Source organism: Vogesella alkaliphila (assembly GCF_014652475.1).
Classification (GTDB): Bacteria; Pseudomonadota; Gammaproteobacteria; order Burkholderiales; family Chromobacteriaceae; genus Vogesella; species Vogesella alkaliphila.
Map to the genome: position 1 here is coordinate 103693 of NZ_BMYW01000002.1, position 26581 is coordinate 130273.

The window sequence follows — 26581 nt, forward strand, 5'->3', positions numbered from 1 at the left end:
GGTCGAAACACCATGATTGAAGCCGAAGTACTCAATCAAATCCAGGCACAGATCGACGATCTGGCTACCCGCAACGCTGATATCCGGGGGTATCTTTGACTACGACGGTAAAAAAGACCGTCTGGAAGAAGTTTCCCGCCTGACCGAAGATCCCGATATCTGGAACGACCCCAAAAAGGCACAAGAACTCGGCCGCGAGCGCAAGCAGCTGGAAGACGTGGTCCTGGTGATCGAAGGCATCGCCGCTACGCTCTCCGACTGCGCCGAGCTGTTTGAAATGGGCCGCGCCGAAGGCGACGACGACACCATCCTGGCCGTCAAGGCGGATCTGGACGAGGTCGAGGCCAAGCTGGGCAAGCTCGAATTCCGCCGCATGTTCCACGACCCGATGGACCCGAACAACTGCTTCCTGGACATCCAGGCCGGCGCCGGCGGCACCGAGGCCCAGGACTGGGCCGGCATGCTGCTGCGCATGTACGTGCGCTACGCCGAACGCAAGGGCTTCAAGGTCGAGATCCTGGAAGAGTCCGAAGGCGAAGTGGCCGGCATCTCCAGCGCCACCATCAAGATCGAGGGCGAATACGCCTACGGCCTGCTGCGTACCGAAGTGGGCGTCCATCGCCTGGTGCGCGTGTCGCCGTTCGACTCCAACGCGCGCCGCCATACCTCGTTCTGCTCGGTGTTCGTGTATCCGGAAGTGGACGACAGCTTCGAGATCACCATCAATCCGGCCGACGTGCGGACCGACACCTACCGCGCCTCCGGTGCCGGCGGCCAGCACATCAACAAGACCGATTCGGCGGTGCGCCTGACGCACATCCCGACCAATATCGTGGTGCAGTGCCAGAACGACCGCTCGCAGCACCGCAACCGCGACGAAGCGTGGCAGATGCTGCGCGCCAAGCTGTACGAGCGCGAACTGAAACTGCGCAACGAAGCCAAGCAGTCGCTGGAAGACAGCAAGACGGACGTGGGCTGGGGCCACCAGATCCGCTCCTACGTATTCGACCAGTCGCGCATCAAGGACCTGCGTACCAGCTATGAAGTTGGCAACATCAAGGGCGTGATGGACGGCGACCTGGACGGCTTTATCGAAGCCAGCCTGAAACAGGGCGTTTAAACGATACCCAAGGTTGGCCGCACGCGATGCGGCCAACCTTTTACATTGATGGAGATACCATGTCGGAACACGAATCCAGTCAGCCGCAGCACGACGAAAACCACATCATGGCCGAGCGCCGTGACAAACTGAAAGCGCTGCGCGAAGCCGGCGTTGCCTTCCCCAACGACTTCAAGCGCGAAGACTTCAGCGGCGACCTGCACACCCGCTACAACGACAACAGCAAGGAAGAGCTGGAGCCGCTGAACGTGCAGGTCGCCGTGGCCGGCCGCATGATGCTCAAGCGCGTGATGGGCAAGGCCAGCTTCGCCACCATCCAGGACGTGACCGGCCAGATCCAGCTCTACATCAACGACCAGGGCGTCGGCCCGGAAGTCCACGCCGCGTTCAAGCACTGGGACATGGGCGACATCATCGCCGCGCGCGGCACCCTGTTCAAGACCAACAAGGGCGAGCTGTCGGTGAACGTGACCGAGCTGCGCCTGTTGACCAAATCGCTGCGTCCGCTGCCGGACAAGTTCCACGGCATGACCGACCAGGAACAGAAATACCGCCAGCGCTACGTCGACCTGATCACCAGCGAGCACAGCCGCAACACCTTCATCAAGCGCTCCAAGATCGTGCAAACCATCCGTGAAGTGATGGTCGCCCAGCACTATCTGGAAGTGGAAACCCCGATGATGCACCCGATCCCGGGTGGCGCCACCGCCAAGCCCTTCGTCACCCACCACAACGCGCTGGACATGTCGCTGTACCTGCGCGTGGCCCCGGAGCTGTACCTGAAGCGCCTGGTGGTCGGCGGCCTGGAGCGCGTGTTCGAGATCAACCGCAACTTCCGCAACGAGGGGATGAGCACCCGCCACAACCCCGAGTTCACCATGATCGAATTCTACGAGGCCTACAGCGACTACCAGCGCATGATGCAGATGACCGAGCACATCATCCGCCAGTGCGCCATCGCCGCCACCGGCCACACCACCGTGACCTACCACGGCAAGGAAGTGGACCTCGGCAAGCCATTCGACCGCTTCACCATCGTCGGCGCCATCAAGCACTACAACCCGCAGTACACCGACGCGCAGCTGTTCGACGCCGAGTGGGTGGCCGCTGAGATCCAGCGTCTGGGCGGCAAGCTGCCACCGGCACCAGGCCTGGGCAGCCTGCAGCTGACGCTGTTTGAAGAGTGCGCCGAAGGCCAGCTGTGGAACCCGACCTTCATTGTCGACTACCCGGTCGAAGTATCGCCACTGGCACGCGGCTCCGACGCCGACCAGTCGATCACCGAGCGTTTCGAGCTGTTCATCGTTGGCCGCGAACACGCCAACGGCTACTCCGAGTTGAACGATCCGGAAGACCAGGCCGCGCGCTTCCTGTCCCAGGTCGAGCAGAAGGACGCCGGCGACGACGAGGCGATGCACTACGACGCCGACTACATCCGTGCGATGGAATACGGCCTGCCACCGACCGGCGGCTGCGGCATCGGCATCGACCGTCTGGTGATGCTGCTCACCGACTCGCCATCTATCCGTGACGTCATCCTGTTCCCGCAGATGAGACTGGAAGGCCAGGCCTGAGCGACAGGTGCTCAGCGCTTGTGAAGCCCAAGCCCCGGCAGCGATGCCGGGGCTTTTTGCATTGAACTTCCGACGCCTGATGGCTGTTGCAGGCGTCACCGCAGACGGGCTGCCGCCCCCTTACTCGTCGGCGTAGCGTCGGGCGATGGCGCGGAATTCCTCGGCAATCGCGTCGAAGGCGTCCACCATGTCGGGGTCGAAATGCTGGCCGCGCCCGGCACGTATCATCTCCACCGCCTGCTCGTGCGGAAACGGCGGTTTGTACACCCGGCGCGAGATCAGCGCGTCGTAGACATCGGCGACCGCCATCAGGCGGGCCGAGACCGGGATGGCATCGCCGGCCAGACCTTCCGGATAGCCGCTGCCGTCCCATTTTTCCTGGTGATAGTTGGCGATCTCGCGTGCCAGCCGCAGAAAGCTGCTGGGTGCGTCCAGCAGCTTCTCCGCCGTGGCGATGGCATCGCGCCCCAGCGTGGTGTGCGTCTTCATGATCTCGAACTCTTCCGGCGTCAGCTTGCCCGGCTTGAGCAGGATCGCATCCGGAATCCCCACCTTGCCGATGTCGTGCAACGGTGCCGACTTGTACAGCATGTCGATGGTGTCGTCGTCCAGCACGGCGCCAAAACGCGGGAGGGACTGCAGCTGCCGTGCCAGCGCCCGCACGTAGTTCTGCGTGCGGCGGATATGGTTGCCGGTCTCGTGGTCGCGGGTCTCGGCCAGCGACGCCAGAGCCATGATGGTGACGTCCTGGATCACCTGCACCTCCCGGGTGCGGATGTCTACCTCGCGCCGCAGGAAGGCAGCCTGGTCCTCCAGAAAATCCGCCGCTGCCTTCAGCTGCATATGGGTATTCACCCGCGCCAGCACGATGGGGGGCGAGATCGGCTTGACGATGTAGTCGACCGCGCCGGCATTGAAACCGGCCTGCTCGTCGTCGTGTTCGCTCATCGCGGTCAGGAAGATCACCGGAATCCTGGCGGTACGCGGGTCGCTCTTCAGCTGGCGGCACACGGCAAAGCCGCCGATGCCCGGCATCATCACGTCCAGCAGCACCAGGTCCGGCAGCGCCTCGCCGGCCAGCAGCTGCAGCGCGCGCTCGCCTCTGTTGGCCACCAGCACGCGGTAGCGGTCTTTCAGCAGGCTGTACAGCAGGGTCAGGTTTTCCGGCGTGTCGTCGACGACCAATACCGTCTGCCGCGCTTGCCGTAGCTGAGAGTCGATCATGGCGCGTCCTCCTGCCAGCAGATGCCCGCCTCCGACGCGGCCTGCTCCAGCCACTCGCGCGCGGCGGGAAAGTCGAACTGCCGCATCGCCTTGTCGAAAGCGGCATAACTGGCGGCAGGCAAGGCCGCGCGCAGGCTATCGGAGTGTTCCAGAAAGACCCCCAGCGCATCGCCGTCGCTGGCCGCCAGCAGTGCGGCCAACTCGCGCAGCTGCAGCGCCGTATTGTCCGGGCGCGGCTCGTTGGCGCCCTCTTCCTGCGCCAGCGCGTCCTTCAGCAGCGCCAGTACCCGCTGCATTTGCTGGTCGAAGTCCGCGAGCAGCTGCTGATAGGCCTCGCGCTCGACGATGGCCCGCTGCAGGCTGGCCGCCACCGCCTGCAGCCGCAAAAAGCCCAGGGTACCGGCCAGCCCCTTGAGGCTATGCACGACCCGCACCGCGGTCTCGTAGTCGGCGGCGGCCAGCGCGGTCGCGACACGCGTGGCCGCGTCGCCCTCTTCCGCCACGAACTGGCGCAACAGGTGCAGGTACAGGCTGCGGTTGCCGGCCACGCTGGCGAGGCCGGCACTCTGGCTGAGCAGCGCCGCGGGGACAGACGCTGCTGCCGCCGGTGTCACCGTAACCGGCGCCGCTGCGCCGGCGTCCGGCCCCGGCGGCAGCCAGCGCAGCAGGGTTTCGAACATCAGGTACGGGTCCACCGGTTTGAGGATGCGGTCGACCATGCCGGCAGCCATGCAAATATCGTACTCGGTCGCCTGCACATCCGCGGTCAGCGCGATGATGGGCAGCTCCAGCAGGCGCGGGTCACCGCGAATCAGTCGTGTGGCCTCGATGCCGTCCAGCACCGGCATCTGCACGTCCATCAACACCAGCTGGTAGTGATCCGCCGCCTGCTCCGCCAGGCGGATCACCGCGTCGCGGCCATTGTCCACCACCTCGACCGTGGCGCCGGCCGCCTGCAGCAGTTCCACCGTCAGCTGCTGATTGATCTTGTTGTCCTCGGCCAGCAGCACGCGCACGCCGTCCAGACACGGCAGGGCCAGCATCGGGCGTGCGGTGTCGCTCTCGGGCCGGGCACCGAACAGGCCAAGCATCACGTCCAGCAGCGACGACTGGCTCACCGGCTTGACCAGGAAGGCGTCCACGCCGACCGCCTCTGCCGCCGCGCGCACGTCGTCACGGCCGAAAGCGGTGACCATGATGATCCTGGCACCGTTGAGCGCCCGGATGCGGCGCGCGGTCTCGACGCCGTCCATCACCGGCATCATCCAGTCCACGAACACGATGTCGAACGGGTGATCCATGCTGGCCTGGCGATAGATGTCCAGCGCCTCGCGTCCGGAAGCGCAGCTGCTGACGGCCAGTCCCAGCCCGCGCAGCTGCTCGGACAGGATGTCGCGCGCCGAGGCGTTGTCGTCGATGACCAGCACGCGCAAGCCGCGCGCCACTTCGGACAGGGACTTGCCGCGGGTATCGACCGCTGTGGACACCCCCAGCCAGGCACTGAACAGGAAGCTGCTGCCGCAGCCCGGCGCCGACTCCACCTGGATGGTGCCGCCCATCAGCTCCACCAGCCGCTTGGCAATCGCCAGGCCCAGCCCGGTGCCGCCAAAGCGGCGCGTGGTGGAGCCGTCGGCCTGGCTGAAGGCCCGGAACAGTCGCGCCTGCTGCGCCTCGTCCATGCCGATGCCGCTATCGCTCACGCCGATGCGCAGCTTGACCTTGTCGCCCACCTGCTCCAGCAACTGGATGCTCACGGTCACCTGCCCCTGTTCGGTGAACTTGATCGCGTTGCCCACCAGATTGGTCAGCACCTGTCCCAGGCGAAGCGGGTCGCCCACCAGGTTCTGCGGCACTGCCGGGCTGCACTCGAACAGCAGCTCCAGCCCCTTGTCCGCCGCCTTCTGCCCGACCAGCGACGACACGTTTTCCAGCACCTCGTCCAGCCGGAAGCTCACCGTCTCCAGCTCGATGCGATCGGCCTCCACCTTGGAGAAGTCCAGGATGTCGTTGATGATACCCAGCAGCGAGGTGCCGGCATTGTGGATCTTGCTGACATAGTCGCGCTGGCGCGGACTGAGCTCGGTTTTCAGCGCCAGATAGGACATGCCGATGATGGCGTTCATCGGCGTGCGGATCTCGTGGCTCATGTTGGCCAGGAACATGGACTTGGCGCTGGTGGCTTGCTCGGCCTCGTGTTTGGCCGCGCGCAGTGCCGCGGCGCTCTGCGCCAGCCGGGTGTACAGCAGGCCGTTTTCCAGCAGCAACACGACCAGCACGAAGCTGGCCGCCAGCAGCCCGTAGATGCGGCCGGCGTAGAAGCCCAGATCGAAGCGGCCGGCGTTCAATACCGCGGACAAGGCGATATCGCACAGCCAGGCGAACATCACCACGCTCAGCCACAAGTCCAGCGTCGTACGCAGCCGGTCGCGCAGCAGCAGCACAAACGCCAGCAGACTGAGCCCCCACACGCTGAGCACCACCCCGCGCATGACTGGCGTGTAGCGGTTGCCCTGCATGATGGGCGGCAGATAGGCATGCCCCAGCGTGACCACCAGCAACAAGGCCAGCGTGGCCAGTGCGGCCAACGTGCAGCACAGCAGGATGGCGTAGCCGGGATGCCAGTGCGGCGGCAGCTCCCGCTTCCGCCTCACCAGCATGGTGTAGGCCATTACCAGCAGCGGAAAACCGCCATGCCAGAACATGTACAGCCAGGCCGTGGTCTGCGGCCCGGCCCCCAGCAAGCCCGAGGGGGAAAACAGGCCGGGAAAACTCAGCGCATGCACCACCGCCATGCAGGCGGTGAACAGGTAGCCGGTGGCCAGCGCCAGCAGGGCCAGCGAGCGCAGGATATAGAACTGGCCGAACAGCAGGATCGCGGTGATCAGGTCGTTCAGCACCAGCGCCGACTGGTAGGCCGGGATAAAGGCCCATACCTTGGCCTGCGGCTGGCTGGCAAAGGGCACCAGCGCCGCGAACAGCAGCGCGGAAATGACAATCACCGCCAGCATCAGCCGCTGCTGTTTATGCGAGGGGGCAGAGGTGGACAGAAAGGCGAACCCTTCGTACTGCAATGAGGCTGATCGCTGCATGGTTCGGGCAACTCACTATGGATCGCGTCAGAACGAGGGACAGACCCTTTTCTATGTAGCACAACTGGCCGAATAGTCATTCGACATTTATTGATACTGACGCGCTTTCAAGCTGCACATGACAAATCAAACGTTGGCCGCAAGCCGCCGACAGGCCCGAATCCGCCGGCCGCGATGCCCTCCTGCGCCCGGGCCACTCCTCCCCCGCAGCAGGGAACAGTCGACACGGAAGGAAAGCGACGCACATTAGCCCGCGCCCCACCCGCCGGCAGGCCCGGCGTGGCCACCCGCCCCCGGGGAGTGGAAACCGGCTTCGGTCATCACCGGCGCCGCTTTCAGCGCCAGGCGCTGGCGCAGGGTCGGTGCCAGTATCTTCAGCACCTGCACCGGCAAGGCGCTGGTGAAGCGGTAGTCACCCGCCTGCGGCCCGGCCACGTAGGCGATCAGCGTGCCGAAGTAGCGGTCGCCAATATAGAACGCGAAGGCCCCGGCACGGCTGACCACCCGCTCGGAGAGCAGCGCCCCGCCCCTGGCAAACACCTTGAAGCGGTGATCGCCGGTGCCGGTCTTGCCGCCCACCGGGATGTGCGTGCCGTCCGCCAGATCGAAGGCGCCGGCGATGCGGCGCGCGGTGCCCAGTTCCACCACCTCGGCCAGCGCCCTGCGCACCACCTGTGCGACCTCAGCCGGCAACACGCGCTCGCCGTTGACGGGCAGCTGGGTGAGGCTGGTCTCGTACGGGGTGCCGGCGGCAAAGTGCAGCCTGTCGAGGTAGACCGTCGGCAGGCGCAGGCCGTCACTGGACAGGATGCCCATCAGCTCCGCCAGCGACGCCGGGCGGTCGGCGGAGGCGCCCAGCGCGGTAGCGTAGGACGGCACCAGCACATCGAACGGATAGCCCAACCGCTTCCAGCCCTGGTGGATCTTCTTGAAGGCGTCGATCTCCTTGATTTCGCGGATGCGCGACGCCTGCCCTGCCCGGTTCTTGCTGTTGAGCAGCCACTGGTAGACCTCCTGCCGCTGCTGCGTGCTGGCATTGACCAGCTCCGACCAGCTGGCCTGCGGATGCTCGTGCAGGTAGGCGACCAGCCACAGTTCAAGCGGGTGCACGCCGGCCAGATAGCCGCGGTCGTTCAGGTTGAAGCGCTCTGGGCCGAACTCGTCGTACAGCCTGGCCTGCACTTTGGCGTCGGGCAGCAGCTTCGGGTCGAGATGCAGCTGCAGGAAGGCGGCGAACGCGTCCAGCCCGGCCGTGGGCCGGATGCTGCGGAAAATGACCGCCAGTCTTTTCGGGCTCTGCCGTGCCCGCGCCACCAGCAGGGTGTCGATTTCGGCCGCGCTCTTGTGGCGGTACTTGTTGTAGAAGCCGGCCAGGAAGGTGCGCCCTTCGCGATCGGCAAAACGCTGCAGGTATTCGCGGCGCGTGGCGTCGTCGTCCGCGGTTTCGCCATCGGCTGCCGCCGGCTGCGTGTAGTAACGCACGATGTCGCGCATCAGCCGGATGTAGACCAGGTTGACGGAGCGGCGGGTGGCCTCGCGCACGGTGAGTATTTTGCCGTCGTCGTTCTCGTCGAAGTTGTTGAAGGTATGCAGCCCGCCGGCGGTGAAGAAGCTCTCGCCGGGGCTGGCGGAATAGGTCCGCTCCAGCGCCGCCTCCAGCATCGTCGTCAGGTCGTTGTCCTCCGCCTGCGCCAGGTAGTCGATCGCCCAGCGGCGCAGCGCGGACTCGCCGGCGGCGGGCCGGATGGCGGCCAGCTGCTCGCGGCTCGTCTGCGCGTACTGCTGGTGCAGCTCGTGGATCACCATCAGGTAGCTGACCAGCGTGCGCAGCTTGGCGGTGGAGCCGAGATCCAGCTTGGCGCCCTCGTTGATGTCGAAGGGCTGGTCGAAGTTGTCGGCCTGCACCCGCACCTTGTTGCCGGTCGGCGTGCGCTCCATCAGGGTGAAGCTGTAGGTCACCCCCTGCGGCGAGCCCTGCTGCAGCAGGTATTCGTTGTCAAGGTTGGCCGCACGCGCGTACTCCGGATCGCGCAGCCGGAGCAGCTCGGCGGTGACCTGCCGCTGCAGCGTCAGGTCCAGCGTGCTGCTGGCGGCGAGGTCCAGCCGGTCCAGATCGTACATGCGCGGCACGCCCAGCAGGGCGGCCAGCTTGATGCGCACCGCATTGGCGCCCTTCTGCGCGACCGGCGCCACCGCCGGCAGCCGCACCCGTTCGCGCTGCTGCCGCAGCGACACCCGCAACGCCGCGTCGCGCAGCGCCGGGCTAATCAGCTGGTCCCTGGCCATCATGCGCAGGTAGGCGTCGGTCATCGACTGCAGCACCTTCATGTCGCCGTTCAGGAACACGGACGGACTGCGCTGCGAGATCATCAGGCTCAACGCCTCCTTGAACACCACCGCGCGTTCCGCCACCGGCACGCTGGCATCGGTCAGCGCCCGGTTGACCTGCGCGAAGTCGCGCCCGTACCACGCCCACATGCCGTCGCCGATGCCGGACACCTCGCCGAAGCCGGCACGCGCCGCCAGCGGCACCGTGTTCAGGTATCTGACCACCAGCTGGCGGCGCGCGGCCATGGTGTCCTCGCCATCGAGATAGGCGCGTACCGAGGCCGACAGCATCTGACGCAGCTTTTCCTGCTCCGAGCTGGTGCGCCCGGCCGGCGAATGGCGGTACTTCTCGATCTGGGTGGCCAGCGTGCTGGCGCCGGCGGCGCGGTAGCCGGAGTCGAACAGGTGCAGCGTCTTGTCGAGCAGCGCCTTGCTGAAACGCGACCAGTCCACCGCCGGGTTGCGCTTGGGCGTGTCGGCGTCGAGCAGGGTACGGTTCTCGATGTAGAGCAGGCCATTGACCAGCAAGGTCGGCAAGGCCTTGAAATCGGCGTACACGCGCTGCGGCGTGCGCGACTGGTAGAGGCTCTGGCCGTAGCCGTCGTACAGGCTGAGGCCGGCCTGGTCTTTCTCGTGATACGGCAGGAACAGGCCCAGCGGCAGAACCGGCGCCGTCACGCCGCGATCGGCCAGCGCGACCATGCCGTCGGACAGCTCGGCCTGGCTGGCGATGGCGTAGCCGCGCGTCTGCAGCCGCTGCAGGTAGGCGGGCATGGCGGCGTAGCCCAGGCGCAGGTCGTAGGGGCCGCCACTCGTCGGGAAGCGGATCGCCTTGCTCGGCCCCGGCTTGACCCGATAGCTGGCCTCGCGCGCCGCATCGCTGAAGAAACGCGCCTGCTGCCGCGAGTGCTGCAGCTCGTCCAGCAACAGATACAGCAGGCCGCCAAACAGCAGCAGCAACAGGATGAGTACGAACCACAGCGCATAACGGCAGCCGCGGCCGTTACCCCTTTCGAATTTGATGTCCGGATTATCCATGGCGTCGCTTCACCAGCGGGAATGTCGACCACAATGTTTTATTCAATCAACGCGGCTGCTGCGACCACGGCCGCACAGGCCGCCACACCGCCGCGGGTACCGGGGCAAAACCGGCGCCCCCGGTGCCGGCAGCCAGGCAGGCGAGCGGCGCAGCTTGCCGCCTGCATCGCCCCCTGCCCGCCATGGCGCCGTAATGAAAACGGCGCGCAAGGCACTTTCCCTTAAAAGCATAGCTGCCGCAGCCACACTCTGCAGCATATCCAGTTGCCGTATCGGTGGCCGCTGCCGCGGCTAGCCGCGTTGCGGCCAGGGCAGCGTCCACGGCGGCTGTTGCTGCAGGTAGTCGGCCAGCGCCGGCACGGCGAACTCCTCGCCCTGTGCCGGCGGGCAGACGAAACGCAGCGCCTCGCCGTCCAGCGTCAGCGCCAGTGCATAGGCGTGCAGATAGGTGCGGTCGGCGGCGCTGCCGCCGTACAGCGTGTCACCGAGGATGGGCGCGCCCAGCGACTTCATCGCCACCCGCAGCTGGTGGGTCTTGCCGGTGCGCGGCCGCAGCAGGAACAGGCGCCGCCCCGGCGCCAGCGAGTGGCTGAAGAACTGCGTCACCGCCGGATTGAGCTGGCTCTGGCACAGCTTCCACGCGCCGCCGCGCCCCTTTTCCATGTCGCCGCGGATCAGGCCCTGCTTCTTCGCCGGCTTGGCGTCGGACAGCGCCAGGTAGTACTTCTCCACCTCGCGCCCGGCAAAGGCGGCGCCAAGGTTGGCCGCAACCTGCTGGCTGCGCGCGATCAGCAGCAGGCCGGAGGTGACGCGGTCGAGGCGGTGCACCGGCCACAGCGCGTCGTCGTCCAGCCCGGCGCGCAGTGCGCTCATCAGCCCGGCCTCCTCGCCGTCGGCGTGGAAGCTGACGCCGGGATGCTTGGCGATGACGTAAAAACGCGGATCGGTGTGCAGCAGATCAAACATGGCTCTCGCTCGTGGCTGGCGCGCGCGTCACAGCACGCGCAATTCGGCATCGGGCTGCGGCTTGCGCAGGAAGGCGGCCAGCAGCTTGTAGGTATCGGCGTCGAAGGTCGGCGTGCCCTGCGGCGCGGCCGCCTCCTCGCGGCGCGAGCCGAGGTAGCACCAGCGCTCGAACAGGTGCTCCTGCCACTGGCCGGACACCGGATCGGTCTCGCGCACCGCCACCGCGCCGGGATAGGGCCAGCTTTGCAGCTTCAGCCGTGACAGCGCCTGCTGCAGGCGCCGGTTGTGGCTGTCCGCGTCCTCGCGCCCGATGCAGGCCCCCTTGCAGCGGCCCAGCGCGAAGGCGGAGCAGGCGCCCTTGCGCGCGCCGCGTTTTTCCAGCGCGAGGCAGGTCTGGCACAGACCGTTGCCGGCGCACAGATCGGCCAGCGCCTTCTTCGCCTCCTTCTGGCTGCGGAACAGGCCGTACAGCGTGTCCAGCCGCGAGAAGTCGACCTCACTGGCCAGCACGATGCGCGGCGTCAGGAAGCCGTTGTCCAGCGGCGCCAGCTGCAGCGAGCACAGCTCCTGCGACAGGCGGCCGCGCAGATTGTGCAACGGCTGCAAGGCGCGGATCAGCTGCAACTCCTGCAGCTGCGCGCCGAAGTCGCCGACCGTCTCCTGCCACTCGATGCGCTTGATCGGCTCGCCGATGCGCACGTCCTTGTGCGGGCGCGGCTCGGCGCCGAAGTGCGCCAGCACGCGGCGGCGCAGGTTGTCGCTGCGGCCGACATACAGCGCCTGGCCGTCGTCGCCGTAGAAGGAGTACACCCCCGGCACGTCCGGCAGCTGCTCCACCACCTCCGGATCGATGCCCGGCGGCGCGGCCGGCGCCGCCATCAGCAGCGCAGCCTGCGTCTCGACCTGTTGCTGACCGTGCTCGGCGATCGCCTGCTGCAGGAACTGGTACAGCGCGTCGGCGTCGGCCAGCGCGCGGTGGCGCTCGGCCTGCACGATGCCGTGGCGCGCGATGATGCTGTCCAGGCTGTGCTTGAAGTGCTGCGGATACAGCAGCCGCGACAGCTTGACGGTACACAGCACCTCGCTGCGGAACGGCAGGTTGAGGCGCTTGAATTCGTTCTTCAGGAAGCCGTAGTCGAAGCGCACGTTGTGCGCGATCAGCAGCCGGCCGCGCAGCTTGTCCAGCAGCCGGGCAGCGATGTCGGCGAACGGCGACGCGTCGGCCACCATCGCGTCGCTGATGCCGGTGATCTGCTCGATAAAGGGCGGGATCGGTTGCCCGGGATTGACCAGCATGTCGAAGCGCTCGACGCACTCGCCGTCAATCAGGATGACGCCGACCTCGGTCACCCGGTCGCGGCTGATGTGGCCGCCGGTGGTTTCCAGGTCGACAATGGCACAAGGCCGATCAAACAGCATGCTTACCCCTAGTCAATCGATCGATCTCGGCAGCGCGCTGCCGCATGAGGCCGGCTTGCGGCCAACATTGGCCGCATCACAGCGCCGGGCGCAGCGCCTGGTAGATGCGCAGCGCCACCCAGGCGTCGTTGGCGGCGTACACCTGCTGCGCTTCGCTCAGCACTTTGGCGCCCCAGTTGGAGGTGGACAGTCTTTTCGACTTGCGGAAGTACTGGCCGAACACCCGCGCCACCGCCTGCACCGCACCGACGGTGATGGTCGGCGAATCGCTCTGGAACAGGCTGCCGACATCCAGCAGCGCCTTGCACTCGATGCCGAAGCGGTCGCGCAGGTGGCGCTTGTCGGAGCGCAGGTCGAAGCCGACCACCAGCACCTCGCCGCTGGCCAGGAGCGCGCCCAGCGCCGCCAGCACCTCGGCATCGGACACCGGGAACAGGTAGGCGTGGTCGCTGGTGGCCAGCTGGATCAGGTGCGGGCCGGTGGCCTCTTCGCCCTTGCGAAAGGTTGGCCGCGACTCGGTATCGAAGCCGGCCACCCGCGCCGCGCGCAGCGCCGCCAGCGCCCCCGGCAAGGCGGCGCGATCGACCACGGTGATCTGCGCCGGCCCCAGCGCCGGGAACAGCGGCAGGGTCTTGATCTCGTCTCGGGACAACTGTCTGGTCTGGCTCATGCGCCTCATTTCCTCGGTTTTCGGTTTGGCGGCCGTTCAGAACGGCGCCGCCAGCTGCCACTGCAGCAAGGCGTCGCTATGTGGATGACGCAGCGCCAGCGACTGCGCGTGCAGCATCAGCCGCGGCGCGGCACGGCCGCCGTACAGCGCGTCGCCGACGATCGGACAGCCCAGCGCCAGCATGTGTACCCGCAACTGGTGGGTGCGGCCGGTGACCGGCGTCAGCAGCACGCGGCAGCCGTCGGCCTGCCGCTGCAACAGCCGGTATTCGGTCAGCGCCGGCTTGCCGGCGGCGTCCACCTTCTGCCGCGGCCGCCGCAGCCAGTCGCTCATCAGCGGCAAGTCCACCGTCCCGGCCGCGTCCGGCAGCTGGCCGTCCAGCAGCGCGACGTACTGCTTGCTCACCGCGCGGCGGGCAAAGGCCTCGCTCAGCGCGCGCTGCGCCGCCAGGCTGCGCGCCAGCACCATCAGCCCGGAGGTCGCCATGTCCAGGCGGTGCACCACCAGCGCGTCCGGATACTGCTGCTGCACGCGGTGGATCAGGCAGTCCTGCATCTCCGGCAGCCGCCCCGGCACCGCCAGCAGGCCGGCCGGCTTGGCCACCACCAGCAGCTGGGCGTCGGCGTGCAGCACCGCGACCGCCTCCTGCGGCGGCGAGTAATCATCCAGCGTATGCACGCTTGATTGTGGCGACAACGTCTTCATCTATTCTATTCGCTGACCGCTTGCGGCCAGCCTTTGCCTATAACCATACCGCTCGTGCGCGGCAACGGCGACACGACACCCGGGGGAAACCATGTCCGAACAATTCAATCTCGACGCCTACCAGCGCACGCTGGACACCCAGGTACTGCAGCACGACGCCCACGGCCTGGTGCTGGCCGACACCCTGTGCTACCCGCTGGGCGGCGGCCAGCCCGGCGACCGCGCCACGCTGACGCTGGCCGACGGCCGCCAGCTGGCCGTCCACGACACCCGCCGCGACAAGGAAAGCCGCCGCATCGTGCACCAGTTCGACGCCGACGCGCCGCTGCTGGCGCCCGGCACGCCGCTGACGCTGACGCTGGACTGGGCGCGCCGCTACCGCCACATGCGGGTGCACACCTGCCTGCACCTGCTATCGGTGGTGATCAAGGCCGGCGTCACCGGCGGCAACCTCAGCGCCGACGGCGGCCGCCTCGACTTCGACCTGCCGGAAGGCATGCAACTGGAGCCGCAGGCCATCGAGCAGGCGCTCAACGAGCTGATCGCGCGCGATCTGCCGGTCAGCGTGAAAATGACCAGCGGCGCCGCGCTGCAGGCACAGCCCGAGCTGATCAAGACCATGTCGGTGACGCCGCCGCTGCACCTGCCGGAAATCCGCCTGATCGAGATCGACGGCGTCGACCTGCAACCCTGTGGCGGCACCCACGTCGCCCGCACCGGCGAAATCGGCCGCGTGCTGGTGAAAAAGATCGAAAGCAAGGGCGCGCGCAACAAGCGGGTGGTGATCGCCCTCGCCGACTAGGCACGCCGGAAAAACAAACCCGCGCAAACGGCTTGCGCGGGTGGGGACGGAACCGCGGGGCTTAGCGCTCCTGGTTCACCTTGTAACGCGGCGGCAGCAGCAGTGCCGGCACCTCACGCTGCCGCTGCGGCAGGACGCGGCCGCCGATCACGCCGGCGCGCGCCACTTTCAGGCCTTCCTGCGGATCGCGCTGCTCGCGCTGGCGGCTGCTGTCGCGGTGCGGATTGTCGCGCGGCGCACGCTCGCTGCGCTCGGGACGCTCGCTGCGTTCCGGGCGTTCGCTGCGCTCGGGACGCTCGCTGCGTTCCGGGCGTTCGCTGCGCTCGGGACGCTCACTGCGCTCGGCGCGCGGCTCGCGCACTGGCCGCGCGTCGCTGCGCTCGCGGCCGGCATTGCGGCTGCCGAAGCCGCTGTCGGCGGCGGACGACTCGCGGCGCTCGAAACCGCTGACGGTCTGCGGCGGCAGCGTCTGCCGGGTCAGCTTCTCGATGGCTTCGTGCTGCTTGACCTCGTCCGGCGACATCAGCGAGATCGCCACCCCGGAGGCGCCGGCACGACCGGTACGGCCGATGCGGTGCACGTAGTCTTCCGGCGAATTCGGCATTTCGTAGTTGACCACGAAGGGCAGCTCGGAGATGTCGAGACCGCGCGCGGCCACGTCGGTGGCCACCAGCACCTTCACCTCGCCGCTCTTGAAGCTGTTCAGCGTTTCCAGGCGCGCGCTCTGCGCCTTGTCGCCGTGGATGGCCTCGGCGGCGTGGCCGTCGCGCTTCAGGTCGCGCGACAGCTGGTCGGCGGAAATCTTGGTCTTGCAGAACACGATCACCTGGCTCATCTCGCGTTCGCGGATCAGGTGCGACAGCAGCGCGCGCTTGCGGCCGCTGTCGACGGCATACACCAGCTGCTCGACCTGGGCATTGGTGGAGTTCTGGCGCGCCACCTCCACCGTTTGCGGGTCGTGCATGAAGTCTGCGGCCAACCTTTTGATCTCCGGCGCGAAGGTGGCGGAGAACAGCAGGGTCTGGCGCTGCTTGGGCAGCAGGGACATGATCTTGCGGATGTCCTGGATGAAGCCCATGTCCAGCATGCGGTCGGCCTCGTCCAGCACCAGCACGTCGACCTTGTTCAGCTGGATGGTCTTCTGCTGGATGTGGTCGAGCAGGCGGCCCGGCGTGGCGATCACGATCTCGATGCCGCGACGCAGTTCCGCCGTCTGCGGATCCATGTTCACGCCGCCGTAGATGGTGGTGCTGCGCAGCGGCAGGTGCTTGGTGTAGGCCTTGGCGTTGACGCCGATCTGGTCGGCCAGCTCGCGCGTCGGCGACAGGATCAGCGCGCGCACCGGGTGCATCGCCGGCGACACGCTGGGATTGGCAAATTTTTTCAGACGCTCCAGGATAGGCAGCAGGAAGGCCGCCGTCTTGCCGGTACCCGTCTGCGCCGCGGCCAACAGGTCACGGCCGGACAACACCAGCGGAATCGCCTTGGCCTGGATCGGGGTGGCTTCGCTGTACCCCAGTTCATCTACGGCCCGCAGGATTTCGGGCGATAGACCCAGTTCGGCAAAAGACATGTCGGGAACTCCATCAGGGCTGGCGCCGCTACTGCGCCCCGGCCCCGTTCAATAATCAATTAAAAAGCGAAGCGCCGCCAACACTGGCGGCGCAGCAACAGGCTGGGTTCAGCCAAAGAATGAGATCACGCTGATCAGCAACACCACGAACAGCCACAGCAGCACGGTCCGCCATACCAGACCGACGGCGCTCTTCAGGTAGTTGGGATCGGCATCGTCGCCGACACCCAGTTCCGGGCGGTATTTCACGGTGTAGTCCTGACGCAGCGGATCGCCGAGCTTGACGCCCAGTGCGCCGGCCGCCGAGGCCAGCAGGATGCCGGTCGCGTAGTTGCCCCAGGTCTTGGCCTGCGAGCGCCAGCAGTACACCGCGTCCTCGAAGTCGCCCATCACCGCAAAGCTGGCCGCGGTCAGGCGCACCGGTATCCAGTCCAGCCACTCGCCGGCACGGCGCGAGAAACGGCCGAACAGGTCGTCGTCGCGGGCGCCCCACTTCTGCGCCAGCATCTGCGTGGTACGGTACAGCACGGCACCGGCCGGACCGGGCAGCAGCACGAACCAGAACATGGTGCCGAACACGTGGCGGTAGCTGTCCAGCACACCCTGCTCGATCGCCAGTCGCGAGACTTCCTCGATCGACAGCTCGGAGGTCGGCTGGTTGGTCCAGCGTGCCAGCTCCTTGCGTGCGTCAAAATCCCGCCCCTCGCCCAGTGCCAGCGCGATTTCGGAGAACGAACCCGAGAAATGGCGGAAGCCCATGGTCAGGTACAGCACCAGGATGTTCCACAGCAGGGCAAACAGCGGGCTGGCCTGGTACAGCGCGTAGTACACCGCCATCACCACCGCCACCACCGGCAGCACCGCGACCACCCAGGCCAGTACGCCGTGCCGGTTGTAGCCGGCATTCAGCGTGCGTTCCAGATGGTTGGCGTAACGGGTAAACACGCGCCATACCCGGTTACGGTTACCCAGGGGGCGCAATTGTTCCAGTGCCAGTGCAACGATAAGGGAGATCAGGGTCATGAATTAACGCAGACGCAAGAGATGAACTCGCGAGGGAAGATAACACAAAAACAACAAACGCTGTCAGGCAGAACCCAGACGGCGCGACGCGGCCAGCGTGGTGGCGAAGTTGCCGTCGCGGCCGTAGCCGTCGATGGCCTTGGCTTCCTCGCGCAGCGCGGTCAGCGTCTCGGTAGCAAAGGTCATGCGTTCCGCCGCCATCGCGGCATTGCTGTCGTTCAGCGCCTGCACCTTGGCCAGCTCGTGCTCCAGCGCCATCCAGGCCTGCTGCAACGCCGGCTCGGCGGCAGACAGCCACGAGAGGAAGGCGGTCTTGCCGTCCAGCTGGTGCGCGGCCAGCAGCGCCAGGCGCTTCGCCTTGCTGTCCTGCAGCAGCTGCAGTTGCTGCTGCTTGCTGACGGCGCAGGCATCCAGTTTCAGCGCGTCAAAACGCACGATCGCGCGCTGCTCTTCTTCCAGCAGCGACAATAGCGCATGCAGTGCCGCCGTTTCCTGCTGGCACTGCTGTAAAAACAGTTCGTTTGGCATCATCCGCTATCAGCCGGCCAGCAGCTCGCGCGTGCTGGCGATCAGGCTGTCGGCGATGGCTTCCGGATTGATCTTGAATTCGCCGGCGGCAATGGCGGCCTTGATGGCGGCAACCTTGTCCGCATCGAAAGCCTCGGCCGTTTGCGCCGCCTTGGCGAGACCCTGCGAGCTGATCGCCACGCTTTCGCTGTGCGACGCGGCACCCGACGCCTTGGTGGCGACGTCTTCCTTCTTGGCAGCACGCACCGGCGCGCCGTAGGCCGCAGCCACCTTGCCCGAATTGTCGATTTTCATATGTCACCCGCCCGACAAAAAGTTTTGTAATCTGAAGTCATTATCGCCTGAAAATCCAAAAACTTGACTATTTTTTCAGGGCGCCGCGATCAGCACACTCAGATCTTCCTGTACCACGCCCGAGATCACCTTGCCGGACGGCACCCGCACATTCAGCCGTTCGCCGACGGCGGCATTGCCCAGCGCCACCGCGTCGCTGCCGATGGTGAAGCCGCTGCCCTGCACCAGCACCCGCACCGGCTGGTTGGTCTTGATCACCAGCGGCAGGCGCAGCTGGCTTTCGCGCAACAGGCTGCCGGCCGGCAGGGTGCTGCGCAGCGCCTTGCCCACGAGCAGCGCCGGATCGCGCACCGCCTGCAGCGCCAGCGCGCGGTTGCTGACCGGGGCCAGCTTGATATCCGTCTCCTGCAGCACCTCGCCGGCGCGCAGCTGCCGCGTGGTGACGTAGCCGACGCTGAGCTGGCTGGCCGTCACCGGCAACAGGATGCGCCAGCCCTGCCCAGCACAGGCCAACTCCAGTGCCGTGAACGGCGGTTTCTGCCCGCCCGGCCAGGCGGCCACAGGCGGCTGCGCACAGGCCGGCAGGCGCAAGCGCGGATCGGCCTTGCCAGCCTGGTAGCGGAAGCCGTCGCCCCCGGCGTCCGACTCGGCAAACGCCCTGGCCACCTGCTCCAGCTGGCGCAGGTCCTGCACGCCGGCGGCACTGGCGAACTGGCTGAGCAGCAACAGGCCGTACAACAATGGGTTTCGCATCATCCGCCCATTGTACCCGCGTCATCCTGCCTTGCAAAAACGCTTGCCGCCCTACGCTGCCGCACCGCTCCATGGGCAACAAAAAGCCCCTGCCATTGGGCAGGGGCCGGGAGGCGACAGGAGCGGACAGGCTCAGTTCAGCGCCCGTTCGATATAGGCCTTCACCGCGGCGGCATCGGCATCGAATACCGTCACCCGTTGCGGCAGGTCTTCCAGGCCGTCGAAGCCGGCCGGGCGTGGCGCGTCGCGGTTCAGCGCCTCGCGGATGGTGTCGGCGAACTTGGCTGGCAGCGCCGTTTCCAGGCAGACGATGGTTTCACCCGGCAGGCGCACTTCGCGCGCCACCTTGATGCCGTCGGCGGTGTGGGTGTCCACCACCATGCCGTCCTCGGCATCCACCGTGCGGATGGTGGCCAGCCGGTCGGCGTGCGTGCTCTTGCCGGACACGAAGCCGAAGCGCTCGCGCACCGCGCCAAGGTTGGCCGCAAGGTCGAAGCCCTTGCCGCTATCGACCTCGGCCCACAGCGCCTTGACCTTGTCGCCGTCGCGACCGACCAGGTCGAAGATGAAGCGCTCGAAGTTGGACGCCTTGGAGATGTCCATCGACGGGCTGGAGGTGACCCAGGTATTGGCGGTGCCGCGCGGCGCGTACTTGCCGCTCTTGAAGAACTCGTCCAGCACGTCGTTCTCGTTGGTGGCCACGATCAGGCGCTGCACCGGCAGCCCCATCTGGCGCGCGATGTGACCGGCGCAGACGTTGCCGAAGTTACCGGACGGCACGCAGAAGCTGACCTGTTCGTCATTGCTTTGCGTCGCGTTGAAGTAGCCCTTGAAGTAGTACACCACCTGCGCCACGATGCGCGCCCAGTTGATGGAGTTGACGGTGCCGACCTTGTACTTGGCCTTGAAGGCGTGATCGTTCTGCACCGCCTTCACGATGTCCTGACAATCGTCGAACATGCCGCGGATGGCGATGTTGTGGATGTTGGCATCCTGCAGGCTGTACATCTGCGCGCGCTGGAACGTACTCATCAACCCGTCCGGGCTCATCATGAACACGTTGATGTTCTGCTTGCCGCGCATCGCGTATTCGGCCGCCGAGCCGGTATCGCCGGAGGTGGCGCCGACGATGTTGAGCTGCTCGCCCTTCTTCGCCAGCACGTACTCGAACAGGTTGCCGAGGAACTGCATCGCCATGTCCTTGAACGCCAGCGTCGGGCCGTTGGACAGCTCCAGGATCACCAGGCCGTCGTGCAAGCGCTTCACCGGGGTGATGGCTGCGCTGCCGTACACCTCGGCGGTGTAGGTGCGGTCGAGGATGTCCTTGAGGTCGGCCGCCGGGATGTCGGTGGCGAACAGGCTGACGATCTCGAAGGCGAGATCGGCGTAGGACAGGCCGCGCCAGGCGTCCAGCTGCGCGCGCGTGATCTGCGGGTAGCTTTCCGGCAGCGCCAGACCGCCGTCCGGAGCCAGGCCCATCAGGATGGTGTCGGAGAATTCAAGCGGCGCCATGCCGCCACGGGTGCTGATGTATCGCATGTTGTTCATTTAACCAGTTGATCCAGACATTGCAGTCCGACATTGAGCAGGCGCCGTTTCCATACCGGATCCTGCGCCACGCCCTTGCCCTTGCTGACTGCATCCATCAATTCGCCGTCGCTGAGGCCGCCGACGATGCGCTCGCCGGCGCAGCCGCAGTAGGCGCTGGCCGCCGCCGGGCTGCTGAGCAGACTTTTCAGCAGCGGTTCCTGCCCGGCCTTGGCCAGACAGGCGGCGGTCAGCAGTTGTATCACCGGCTGGCGCGGAATCGCGCCAGCACCATCACTGGCGACGTTGCCGGCACAAGCCAGCGCCGGCAGCAGCAACAGCAGCCAGCCACCCTTAGCCATTCAGCTCTTCCATGCGCAGGCGCACCACCTTGCCGGCGACGCTGTCCAGCGCCTCGATGGCGGCGATCGCCTTGTTGGCGGACTTCTCCACCACGCGGTGGGTCAGGATCACGATCTCGGCGGAACCGTCGGTGGCGGAGCCCTTCTGGATCAGCGCCTCGATCGAGATGTTGTTTTCCGCCAGCAGGCGGGTGATGTCGGCCATCACCCCGGCGCGGTCGGCGGCCTGGATGCGCAGGTAGTAGCTGCTGACCACCTCGCCCATCGGCAGGATGGGCAGGTTCTGCAGCCGGTCCGGCTGGAACGCCAGATGCGGCACGCGGTGTTCCGGATCGGAGGTCAGCAGGCGTGCGACATCGACGATGTCGGCCACCACCGCCGACGCGGTCGGCAGCGCACCGGCGCCCGGGCCGTTGAACAGCGCCTGGCCGATAGCGTCGCCACGCACCAGTACCGCGTTCATCACGCCGTTGACGTTGGCGATCAGCTGGTCTTCCGGGATCAGCGTCGGGTGCACGCGCAGCTCGACGCCCTTGTCGGTGCGGCGGGTCAGGCCCAAGAGCTTGACGCGGTAGCCCAGCTCTTCCGCGTACTGGATGTCCTTGCCTTCCAGCTGGCTGATGCCTTCCAGGTAGCAGTTGTCGAAGTTCATCGGGATGCCGAACGCGATCGCCGCCATGATGGTCAGCTTGTGGCCGGCGTCGTGGCCTTCCACGTCGAAGGTCGGGTCGGCTTCGGCGTAGCCCAGACGCTGCGCCTCTTTCAGCACGTCGGCGAAGTCGGCGCCTTTTTCGCGCATTTCCGACAGGATGAAGTTGGACGTGCCGTTGATGATGCCGGCCAGCCACTCGATGCGGTTGGCGGACAGGCCTTCGCGCAACGCCTTGATGATGGGGATGCCGCCGGCTACCGCGGCCTCGAACGCCACCATCACGCCCTTTTCCTGCGCGCGGGCGAAGATCTCGTTGCCGTGCATCGCCAGCAGCTTCTTGTTGGCGGTGACCACGTGCTTGCCGTTGTCGATGGCCTTGAGCACCAGCTCCTTGGCGATGGTGTCGCCGCCGATCAGCTCGACCACGATGTCGACTTCCGGATGGTTGACCACCTGGAAGGCGTCGTCGACCAGCGGCACGCCGTCGCCGACGACTTCGCGCGCGCGCGCCAGATCGCGGTTGGCGGCCATGAACAGGCGGATCTCGCGTCCGGCCCGGCGGCTGATCTCTTCCGCGTTGCGCTTCAATACGGTGGCGGTACCGCCACCGACTGTCCCCACTCCCATCAGACCAATGTTGATCGGTTTCATGCTGAACTCCAAAGTGTTATTGATTTGTCCCTGGCGCAAGGCGTCCAGTGCGGCCAACCTTGATTAGCCGTACTGGGCGTCCTGCCGCGCGCAAAAAGGGGAGCCCGCGGCTCCCCTTTGCATCACGATCAGGCGGTACCGTGCTGTTTGCGGTAGTTTTCCAGAAAACGTGCGATACGGCCAATGGCTTCGATCAGGTCGTCGCTATTAGGCAGGAACACGACGCGGAAGTGATCGGGGGCCACCCAGTTGAAGCCGCTGCCCTGCACCAGCAGCACGCGCTCCTGCTGCAGCAGCTCCAGGATGAACTGCTGGTCGTCCTCGATCGGATAGATGGCCGGGTCCAGGCGCGGGAACAGGTACAGCGCGCCCTGCGGCTTGACGCAGCTCACGCCGGGAATGGCGGTCAGCAGCTCCCAGGCCAGATCGCGCTGCCGCGCCAGGCGTCCGCCCGGCGCCACCAGGTCGTCGATGCTCTGGTAGCCGCCCAGCGCGGTCTGGATCGCGTACTGCGCCGGCACGTTGGCGCACAGGCGCATCGAGGCCAGCATGTTCAGGCCCTCGATGTAGTCCTTGGCGTGGCGCTTTTCGCCGGCGAGGATCATCCAGCCGGCGCGGTAGCCGCAGGCGCGGTAGTTCTTCGACAGGCCGTTGAAGGTGCACACCAGCAGGTCCGGCGCCAGCGAGGCGATGGAGGTGTGGGTGGCGCCGTCGTACAGCACCTTGTCGTAGATTTCGTCGGCGTAGAGGATCAGGCCGAACTCGCGGGCGACCTCGACCAGTTGCTGCAGCACGTGGTCCGGGTACAGCGCGCCGGTCGGGTTGTTGGGGTTGATCACCACCAGCGCCTTGGTGCGCGGCGTGATCTTGGCGCGGATGTCGGCGATGGACGGCATCCAGCCCTCGGCCTCGTCGCACAGGTAGTGCACCGGGCGGCCGCCGGCCAGGCTCACCGCTGCGGTCCACAGCGGATAGTCCGGCGCCGGCACCAGCACCTCGTCGCCGTTGTCCAGCAGCGCCTGCATCGCCATCACGATCAGCTCGGACACGCCGTTGCCGATGTAGATGTCTTCCATGCCGACGTTGGGAATGTGCTTTTGCTGCGCGTAGTGCATGATCGCCTTGCGCGCGGCGAACAGGCCCTTGGAATCACAATAACCGGACGCATTCTGCAGATTGGCGATCACGTCTTCGATGATCTCGTCCGGGGCGAAAAAGCCGAATGGCGCCGGGTTGCCGATATTGAGCTTGATGATGCGGTGGCCTTCCTCTTCCATGCGCTTGGCGTGTTCGAGTACCGGGCCACGAATGTCGTAGCAGACGTTGGCGAGTTTTTGTGATTTCTGGATAGGCTGCATGGGCACTGTTACCACTGGCTGGGGGTGTCGGTTCACGATATGTCGCAAGCGCAATGCAGGGCATGCACCGCTTGCGGGCAAGGTATAATCCTATCCCAATACGTGGTGCACTGCACCAGCTTCTCACGCCAGGATGACATCATGAAACTTCACGAAGCCGACACCGCCGGATCCAACCTGTTCACCGCCTCCGGCGCCGGCCATGTCGAGATCAACAAGGTACGCCACGAGGGCAGCCTGATCGTCACCGCCGACAGCATCACGCCGTGGCGCCCGGCCCGTTTCGAGGATTTCAGCGACGCCGACTTCGCTGCGGTGCTGGCGCTGCAGCCGGAACTGGTGCTGCTGGGCACCGGCCGCAAGCTGCGCTTTCCGCACCCGAGGCTTTACGCGGCGCTGACCAATGCCGGCATCGGCGTCGAGGTGATGGACACCGCCGCGCTGTGCCGCACCTATAACATCCTGCTGGCCGAAGGCCGCGGCGTGGTCGCCGCGCTGCTGCAGGACTGATGCTGGCGCTGTTCGCCAAGTGCAGCCTCGGCGCGCTGGCGGTACTGCTGATCGCGCTGCTGTCGCAGTCGCGCGCCTTTTACATCGCCGGACTGGTGCCGCTGTTTCCCACCTTCGCGCTGATCGCGCACTACATCGTCGGCAGCGAGCGCGACGCGCAGGCCCTGCGCAGCACCGCGCTGTTCGGGCTGTGGTCGCTGCTGCCCTACGCGCTGTACCTGCTGGCGGTGTACTGGCTCAGCACCCGCACCGCGCTGCTGCCGACGCTGCTGCTGGCCACCCTCGCCTGGCTTTTGGCCGCCGCGCTGCTGCTGTGGGGCTGGGCGCGGCTGACGGGCTGAGGCCGCCAGGGTTGGCCGCAAGCCAGCCGATCACGCCCGCCAGCCCCCGCACTACTGCTAGCCGGCACGCTCACCGCCGAAGCTCTCGTAGGCCAGCAGTGCCTCCGCCGCCGTCATCAGCGACGGTCCGCCGCCCATGTACACCGCCACCTGCAGCATCTCCATGAATTCCGCGCGCGTGCAGCCCAGTTCCACCAGTGCCTTGCCGTGAAAGGCGAGGCAGCCCTGGCAGCGGCCGGCGATGCCGATGGCCAGCGCGATCAGCTCCTTGGTCTTGTTGTCCAGCGCGCCGTCGCTGTGCGCGCTGCGGCTCATCTGGCCGAAGCCGCGCATGGTGTCCGGCATTTCCTTGCGGAATTCGGCCAGCTTGGCCGATAGCGCGGCGGTCAGTTCCTGATAGTTGTGGCTCATGCTCTTCCCCTGACAGTTAAATAATTTACGTTATATATATTTATATATTTAATTCGCAAGGTCAAGCCGGCGGCCAACCTTGGCCGCAAAAAAGCCGCCCGTGGGCGGCTTGTGGATGGAGCGGGATCGGTGCGCGTTACAGCAGGTCGCGCAGCAGCAGAGCGCCAAGCAACAGCGCGATCAGCTTCAGCAGGAAGTTTTGCGTTTTCTGTTCGCGCATCAGCTGGATGTAGCCCTGCACCACCAGCTCCGTGCTCTTGCCGGACAGCGCCTCGTTCAGCTTGCGCGGGATCGCCGGCAGCGTGGTCGCCCACTCCGGCGCCTCGTGCTTCAGCGTGCGCAGCAGGCCGCGCCAGCCGATCTGCTCGTTCATCCACTTGGTCAGGAAGGGCTTGGCGGTGTCCCACAGGTCGAGATCGGGATCGAGCTGACGGCCGAGGCCCTCGATATTGAGCAGCGTCTTCTGCAGCAGCACCAGCTGCGGCTGGATTTCGACGTTGAAGCGGCGGCTGGTCTCGAACAGGCGCAGCAGCACCAGGCCGAAGGAGATCTGCGACAGCGGCTTGTCGAAGATCGGCTCGCACACCGTGCGCACCGCCGCTTCCAGCTCCTCGGCGCGGGTGTCTTTCGGCACCCAGCCGGATTCGATGTGCGCGGTGGCAACGCGGTGGTAGTCGCGGTTGAAGAAGGCGAGGAAGTTCACCGCCAGGTAGTGCTTGTCGGACTCGGTGAGGCTGCCGACGATGCCGAAGTCGAGCGCGATGTAGCGGCCGTCGGCGGCGACGAAGATGTTGCCCGGGTGCATGTCGGCGTGGAAGAAGCCGTGGCGGAACACCTGGGTGAAGAAGATCTCGACGCCGAAGCGGCTGAGTTTCTTCAGGTCGACACCGGCCTCGCGCAGGCGCTCGATCTGCCCCACCGGAATGCCGTCCATCCACTCCAGCGTCAGCACCTCGCGCGCCGAGTAGTCGTAGAACACTTCCGGCACCAGCAGCATGTCGGAGCCGGTGAAGTTGCGGCGCAGCTGGCTGGCGTTGCCGGCCTCGTGCATCAGGTCCAGCTCGTCGTGCAGATGGCGGTCGAACTCGGCCACCACCTCCTGCGGCTTCAGCCGCTTGCCGTCCGGCAGGAAGCGCTCCACCAGCCGCGCCAGCAGCCGCATCAGCGCCAGGTCCTGCTCGATCACCGGCAGGATGCCCGGGCGCAGCACCTTCACCGCCACCGCGCGCCCCGGCTGGCCGTCACGACCGTGCAGCCGCGCGCGGTGCACCTGCGCCACCGAGGCGCTGGCCACCGGCACGTCGTCGAACTCGGCGTACAGTTCCGCCACCGGCCGCCCCAGATTGCGTGCGATCACCTGGTGCGAGATGGCGCCGTCGAAGGCCTGCACATTGTCCTGCAGGTGGGCCAGCGCGTCGGCGTACGCCTCCGGCAGCAGGTCGCGGCGGGTGGACAGCACCTGGCCGAACTTGACGAAGATCGGCCCCAGCGCCTCCAGCGCCAGCCGCACGCGCTGCGGCAACGGCGCCGACAGGTCGCGCGGCAGCGGCGTCAGCTGGCACAGGCGGTGGATGAAGCCGACGCGCGCGCGACCGGCAAGGAATTCGTCGAGACCGAAACGGTAAAACGTGGCAACGATTTTGCTAAAACGGGCAATCCGCAT

23 protein-coding genes are annotated in these 26581 nt (G+C 66.5%); 5 read left to right on the forward strand and 18 right to left on the reverse strand.

Translation table 11 applies throughout. From position 1 onward, the window contains the following. Positions 1–15: 15 nt before the first annotated feature. Together prfB and lysS are read left to right on the forward strand one after the other, a co-directional pair. Positions 16–1120, forward strand: a protein-coding gene (gene prfB / locus IE100_RS03660) for a peptide chain release factor 2 (protein ID WP_189373099.1) whose coding sequence is annotated in 2 segments (ribosomal slippage) — positions 16–96 and positions 98–1120 — 1104 coding nt in all. Because the reading frame shifts where the segments join, the coding sequence is not laid out codon by codon here. A gap of 59 nt (positions 1121–1179) precedes the next feature. Continuing rightward, complete coding sequence (gene lysS / locus IE100_RS03665) at positions 1180–2694, forward strand: lysine--tRNA ligase (protein WP_189372789.1); 1515 nt, start codon at positions 1180–1182, stop codon at positions 2692–2694. A gap of 120 nt (positions 2695–2814) precedes the next feature. Here the strand turns inward: lysS and IE100_RS03670 are convergent, their stop codons facing one another. The 7 genes from IE100_RS03670 to IE100_RS03700 all read right to left on the reverse strand — a co-directional run bounded on the left by IE100_RS03670 (position 2815) and on the right by IE100_RS03700 (position 14106). Next, positions 2815–3918 carry a response regulator gene (locus tag IE100_RS03670; RefSeq protein WP_189372790.1) on the reverse strand — a complete coding sequence of 368 codons (1104 nt, stop codon included), beginning with the start codon at positions 3916–3918 and terminating at the stop codon, positions 2815–2817. Next, on the reverse strand, positions 3915–6926 hold the full coding sequence (locus IE100_RS03675; RefSeq protein WP_189372791.1) for a response regulator: 3012 nt from the start codon (positions 6924–6926) through the stop codon (positions 3915–3917). Before IE100_RS03675 ends, IE100_RS03670 begins: the two co-directional genes overlap by 4 nt. A gap of 327 nt (positions 6927–7253) precedes the next feature. Beyond that, positions 7254–10373, reverse strand: a complete 3120-nt coding sequence (locus tag IE100_RS03680) for a transglycosylase domain-containing protein (protein WP_189372792.1) — start codon at positions 10371–10373, stop codon at positions 7254–7256. A 291-nt stretch (positions 10374–10664) separates the two neighbouring features. Then, the gene (locus IE100_RS03685) at positions 10665–11339 is read right to left on the reverse strand and encodes a TIGR01621 family pseudouridine synthase (RefSeq protein WP_189372793.1); all 675 of its coding nucleotides are present in this window, start codon (positions 11337–11339) and stop codon (positions 10665–10667) included. 27 nt (positions 11340–11366) lie between these two features. Beyond that, on the reverse strand, positions 11367–12758 hold the full coding sequence (locus IE100_RS03690; RefSeq protein ID WP_189372794.1) for an exonuclease domain-containing protein: 1392 nt from the start codon (positions 12756–12758) through the stop codon (positions 11367–11369). Positions 12759–12834: 76 nt separating this feature from the next. Then, complete coding sequence (locus IE100_RS03695) at positions 12835–13428, reverse strand: 3'-5' exonuclease (RefSeq protein WP_189372795.1); 594 nt, start codon at positions 13426–13428, stop codon at positions 12835–12837. Positions 13429–13464: 36 nt separating this feature from the next. After that, positions 13465–14106 carry an RluA family pseudouridine synthase gene (locus IE100_RS03700; RefSeq protein WP_229800210.1) on the reverse strand — a complete coding sequence of 214 codons (642 nt, stop codon included), beginning with the start codon at positions 14104–14106 and terminating at the stop codon, positions 13465–13467. A 118-nt stretch (positions 14107–14224) separates the two neighbouring features. On the opposite strand from IE100_RS03700, the gene IE100_RS03705 reads away from it, so the two are divergent. Next, positions 14225–14935 carry an alanyl-tRNA editing protein gene (locus IE100_RS03705; RefSeq protein ID WP_189372797.1) on the forward strand — a complete coding sequence of 237 codons (711 nt, stop codon included), beginning with the start codon at positions 14225–14227 and terminating at the stop codon, positions 14933–14935. Between the two features lie 61 nt (positions 14936–14996). On the opposite strand, the gene IE100_RS03710 is transcribed toward IE100_RS03705, so the two are convergent. The 9 genes from IE100_RS03710 to IE100_RS03750 form a co-directional block, all read right to left on the reverse strand. Beyond that, complete coding sequence (locus IE100_RS03710) at positions 14997–16508, reverse strand: DEAD/DEAH box helicase (RefSeq protein ID WP_189372798.1); 1512 nt, start codon at positions 16506–16508, stop codon at positions 14997–14999. A gap of 108 nt (positions 16509–16616) precedes the next feature. After that, the gene (locus tag IE100_RS03715) at positions 16617–17531 is read right to left on the reverse strand and encodes a CobD/CbiB family protein (RefSeq protein ID WP_189372799.1); all 915 of its coding nucleotides are present in this window, start codon (positions 17529–17531) and stop codon (positions 16617–16619) included. Between the two features lie 63 nt (positions 17532–17594). Then, positions 17595–18062 (reverse strand): flagellar export chaperone FlgN, encoded by a 468-nt coding sequence (flgN, locus tag IE100_RS03720; protein WP_189372800.1) that lies wholly within the window; start codon positions 18060–18062, stop codon positions 17595–17597. Positions 18063–18068: 6 nt separating this feature from the next. After that, positions 18069–18353: a flagellar biosynthesis anti-sigma factor FlgM gene (gene flgM / locus IE100_RS03725; protein WP_189372801.1), complete on the reverse strand. Its 285-nt coding sequence runs from the start codon at positions 18351–18353 to the stop codon at positions 18069–18071. A gap of 75 nt (positions 18354–18428) precedes the next feature. Further along, positions 18429–19109 (reverse strand): flagellar basal body P-ring formation chaperone FlgA, encoded by a 681-nt coding sequence (gene flgA, locus IE100_RS03730; RefSeq protein WP_189372802.1) that lies wholly within the window; start codon positions 19107–19109, stop codon positions 18429–18431. A 129-nt stretch (positions 19110–19238) separates the two neighbouring features. Next, positions 19239–20645, reverse strand: coding sequence for a threonine synthase (thrC, locus tag IE100_RS03735; protein WP_189373100.1), 1407 nt, complete (start codon positions 20643–20645; stop codon positions 19239–19241). 5 nt (positions 20646–20650) lie between these two features. Further along, complete coding sequence (locus tag IE100_RS03740; protein WP_189372803.1) at positions 20651–20995, reverse strand: hypothetical protein; 345 nt, start codon at positions 20993–20995, stop codon at positions 20651–20653. After that, entirely contained in the window at positions 20988–22298 is a 1311-nt protein-coding gene (locus IE100_RS03745) for a homoserine dehydrogenase (RefSeq protein WP_189352562.1), read from the reverse strand. Before IE100_RS03745 ends, IE100_RS03740 begins: the two co-directional genes overlap by 8 nt. 128 nt (positions 22299–22426) lie before the next feature. Further along, complete coding sequence (locus tag IE100_RS03750; RefSeq protein WP_189372804.1) at positions 22427–23656, reverse strand: pyridoxal phosphate-dependent aminotransferase; 1230 nt, start codon at positions 23654–23656, stop codon at positions 22427–22429. A 141-nt stretch (positions 23657–23797) separates the two neighbouring features. On the opposite strand from IE100_RS03750, the gene IE100_RS03755 reads away from it, so the two are divergent. After that, complete coding sequence (locus tag IE100_RS03755) at positions 23798–24166, forward strand: Mth938-like domain-containing protein (RefSeq protein WP_189372805.1); 369 nt, start codon at positions 23798–23800, stop codon at positions 24164–24166. Beyond that, positions 24166–24507, forward strand: a complete 342-nt coding sequence (locus tag IE100_RS03760; protein WP_189372806.1) for a GlpM family protein — start codon at positions 24166–24168, stop codon at positions 24505–24507. The genes IE100_RS03755 and IE100_RS03760 overlap by 1 nt, the downstream gene beginning before the upstream one ends. Positions 24508–24564: 57 nt before the next feature. On the opposite strand, the gene IE100_RS03765 is transcribed toward IE100_RS03760, so the two are convergent. Further along, positions 24565–24918, reverse strand: coding sequence for a carboxymuconolactone decarboxylase family protein (locus IE100_RS03765; RefSeq protein ID WP_189372807.1), 354 nt, complete (start codon positions 24916–24918; stop codon positions 24565–24567). Between the two features lie 136 nt (positions 24919–25054). Further along, entirely contained in the window at positions 25055–26581 is a 1527-nt protein-coding gene (gene ubiB / locus IE100_RS03770; protein WP_189372808.1) for a ubiquinone biosynthesis regulatory protein kinase UbiB, read from the reverse strand.

Bases quoted from the DNA above. Each gene is read 5' to 3' on its own strand.
- lysS (WP_189372789.1), top strand. From the start codon at position 1,180: ATGTCGGAACACGAATCCAGTCAGCCGCAGCACGACGAAAACCACATC.
- IE100_RS03670 (WP_189372790.1), bottom strand. From the start codon at position 3,918: ATGATCGACTCTCAGCTACGGCAAGCGCGGCAGACGGTATTGGTCGTC.
- IE100_RS03675 (WP_189372791.1), bottom strand. From the start codon at position 6,926: ATGCTGGCGGTGATTGTCATTTCCGCGCTGCTGTTCGCGGCGCTGGTG.
- IE100_RS03680 (WP_189372792.1), bottom strand. From the start codon at position 10,373: ATGGATAATCCGGACATCAAATTCGAAAGGGGTAACGGCCGCGGCTGC.
- IE100_RS03685 (WP_189372793.1), bottom strand. From the start codon at position 11,339: ATGTTTGATCTGCTGCACACCGATCCGCGTTTTTACGTCATCGCCAAG.
- IE100_RS03690 (WP_189372794.1), bottom strand. From the start codon at position 12,758: ATGCTGTTTGATCGGCCTTGTGCCATTGTCGACCTGGAAACCACCGGC.
- IE100_RS03695 (WP_189372795.1), bottom strand. From the start codon at position 13,428: ATGAGCCAGACCAGACAGTTGTCCCGAGACGAGATCAAGACCCTGCCG.
- IE100_RS03705 (WP_189372797.1), top strand. From the start codon at position 14,225: ATGTCCGAACAATTCAATCTCGACGCCTACCAGCGCACGCTGGACACC.
- IE100_RS03710 (WP_189372798.1), bottom strand. From the start codon at position 16,508: ATGTCTTTTGCCGAACTGGGTCTATCGCCCGAAATCCTGCGGGCCGTA.
- IE100_RS03715 (WP_189372799.1), bottom strand. From the start codon at position 17,531: ATGACCCTGATCTCCCTTATCGTTGCACTGGCACTGGAACAATTGCGC.
- flgN (WP_189372800.1), bottom strand. From the start codon at position 18,062: ATGATGCCAAACGAACTGTTTTTACAGCAGTGCCAGCAGGAAACGGCG.
- flgM (WP_189372801.1), bottom strand. From the start codon at position 18,353: ATGAAAATCGACAATTCGGGCAAGGTGGCTGCGGCCTACGGCGCGCCG.
- flgA (WP_189372802.1), bottom strand. From the start codon at position 19,109: ATGATGCGAAACCCATTGTTGTACGGCCTGTTGCTGCTCAGCCAGTTC.
- thrC (WP_189373100.1), bottom strand. From the start codon at position 20,645: ATGCGATACATCAGCACCCGTGGCGGCATGGCGCCGCTTGAATTCTCC.
- IE100_RS03740 (WP_189372803.1), bottom strand. From the start codon at position 20,995: ATGGCTAAGGGTGGCTGGCTGCTGTTGCTGCTGCCGGCGCTGGCTTGT.
- IE100_RS03745 (WP_189352562.1), bottom strand. From the start codon at position 22,298: ATGAAACCGATCAACATTGGTCTGATGGGAGTGGGGACAGTCGGTGGC.
- IE100_RS03750 (WP_189372804.1), bottom strand. From the start codon at position 23,656: ATGCAGCCTATCCAGAAATCACAAAAACTCGCCAACGTCTGCTACGAC.
- IE100_RS03755 (WP_189372805.1), top strand. From the start codon at position 23,798: ATGAAACTTCACGAAGCCGACACCGCCGGATCCAACCTGTTCACCGCC.
- IE100_RS03760 (WP_189372806.1), top strand. From the start codon at position 24,166: ATGCTGGCGCTGTTCGCCAAGTGCAGCCTCGGCGCGCTGGCGGTACTG.
- IE100_RS03765 (WP_189372807.1), bottom strand. From the start codon at position 24,918: ATGAGCCACAACTATCAGGAACTGACCGCCGCGCTATCGGCCAAGCTG.
- ubiB (WP_189372808.1), bottom strand. From the start codon at position 26,581: ATGCGGATTGCCCGTTTTAGCAAAATCGTTGCCACGTTTTACCGTTTC.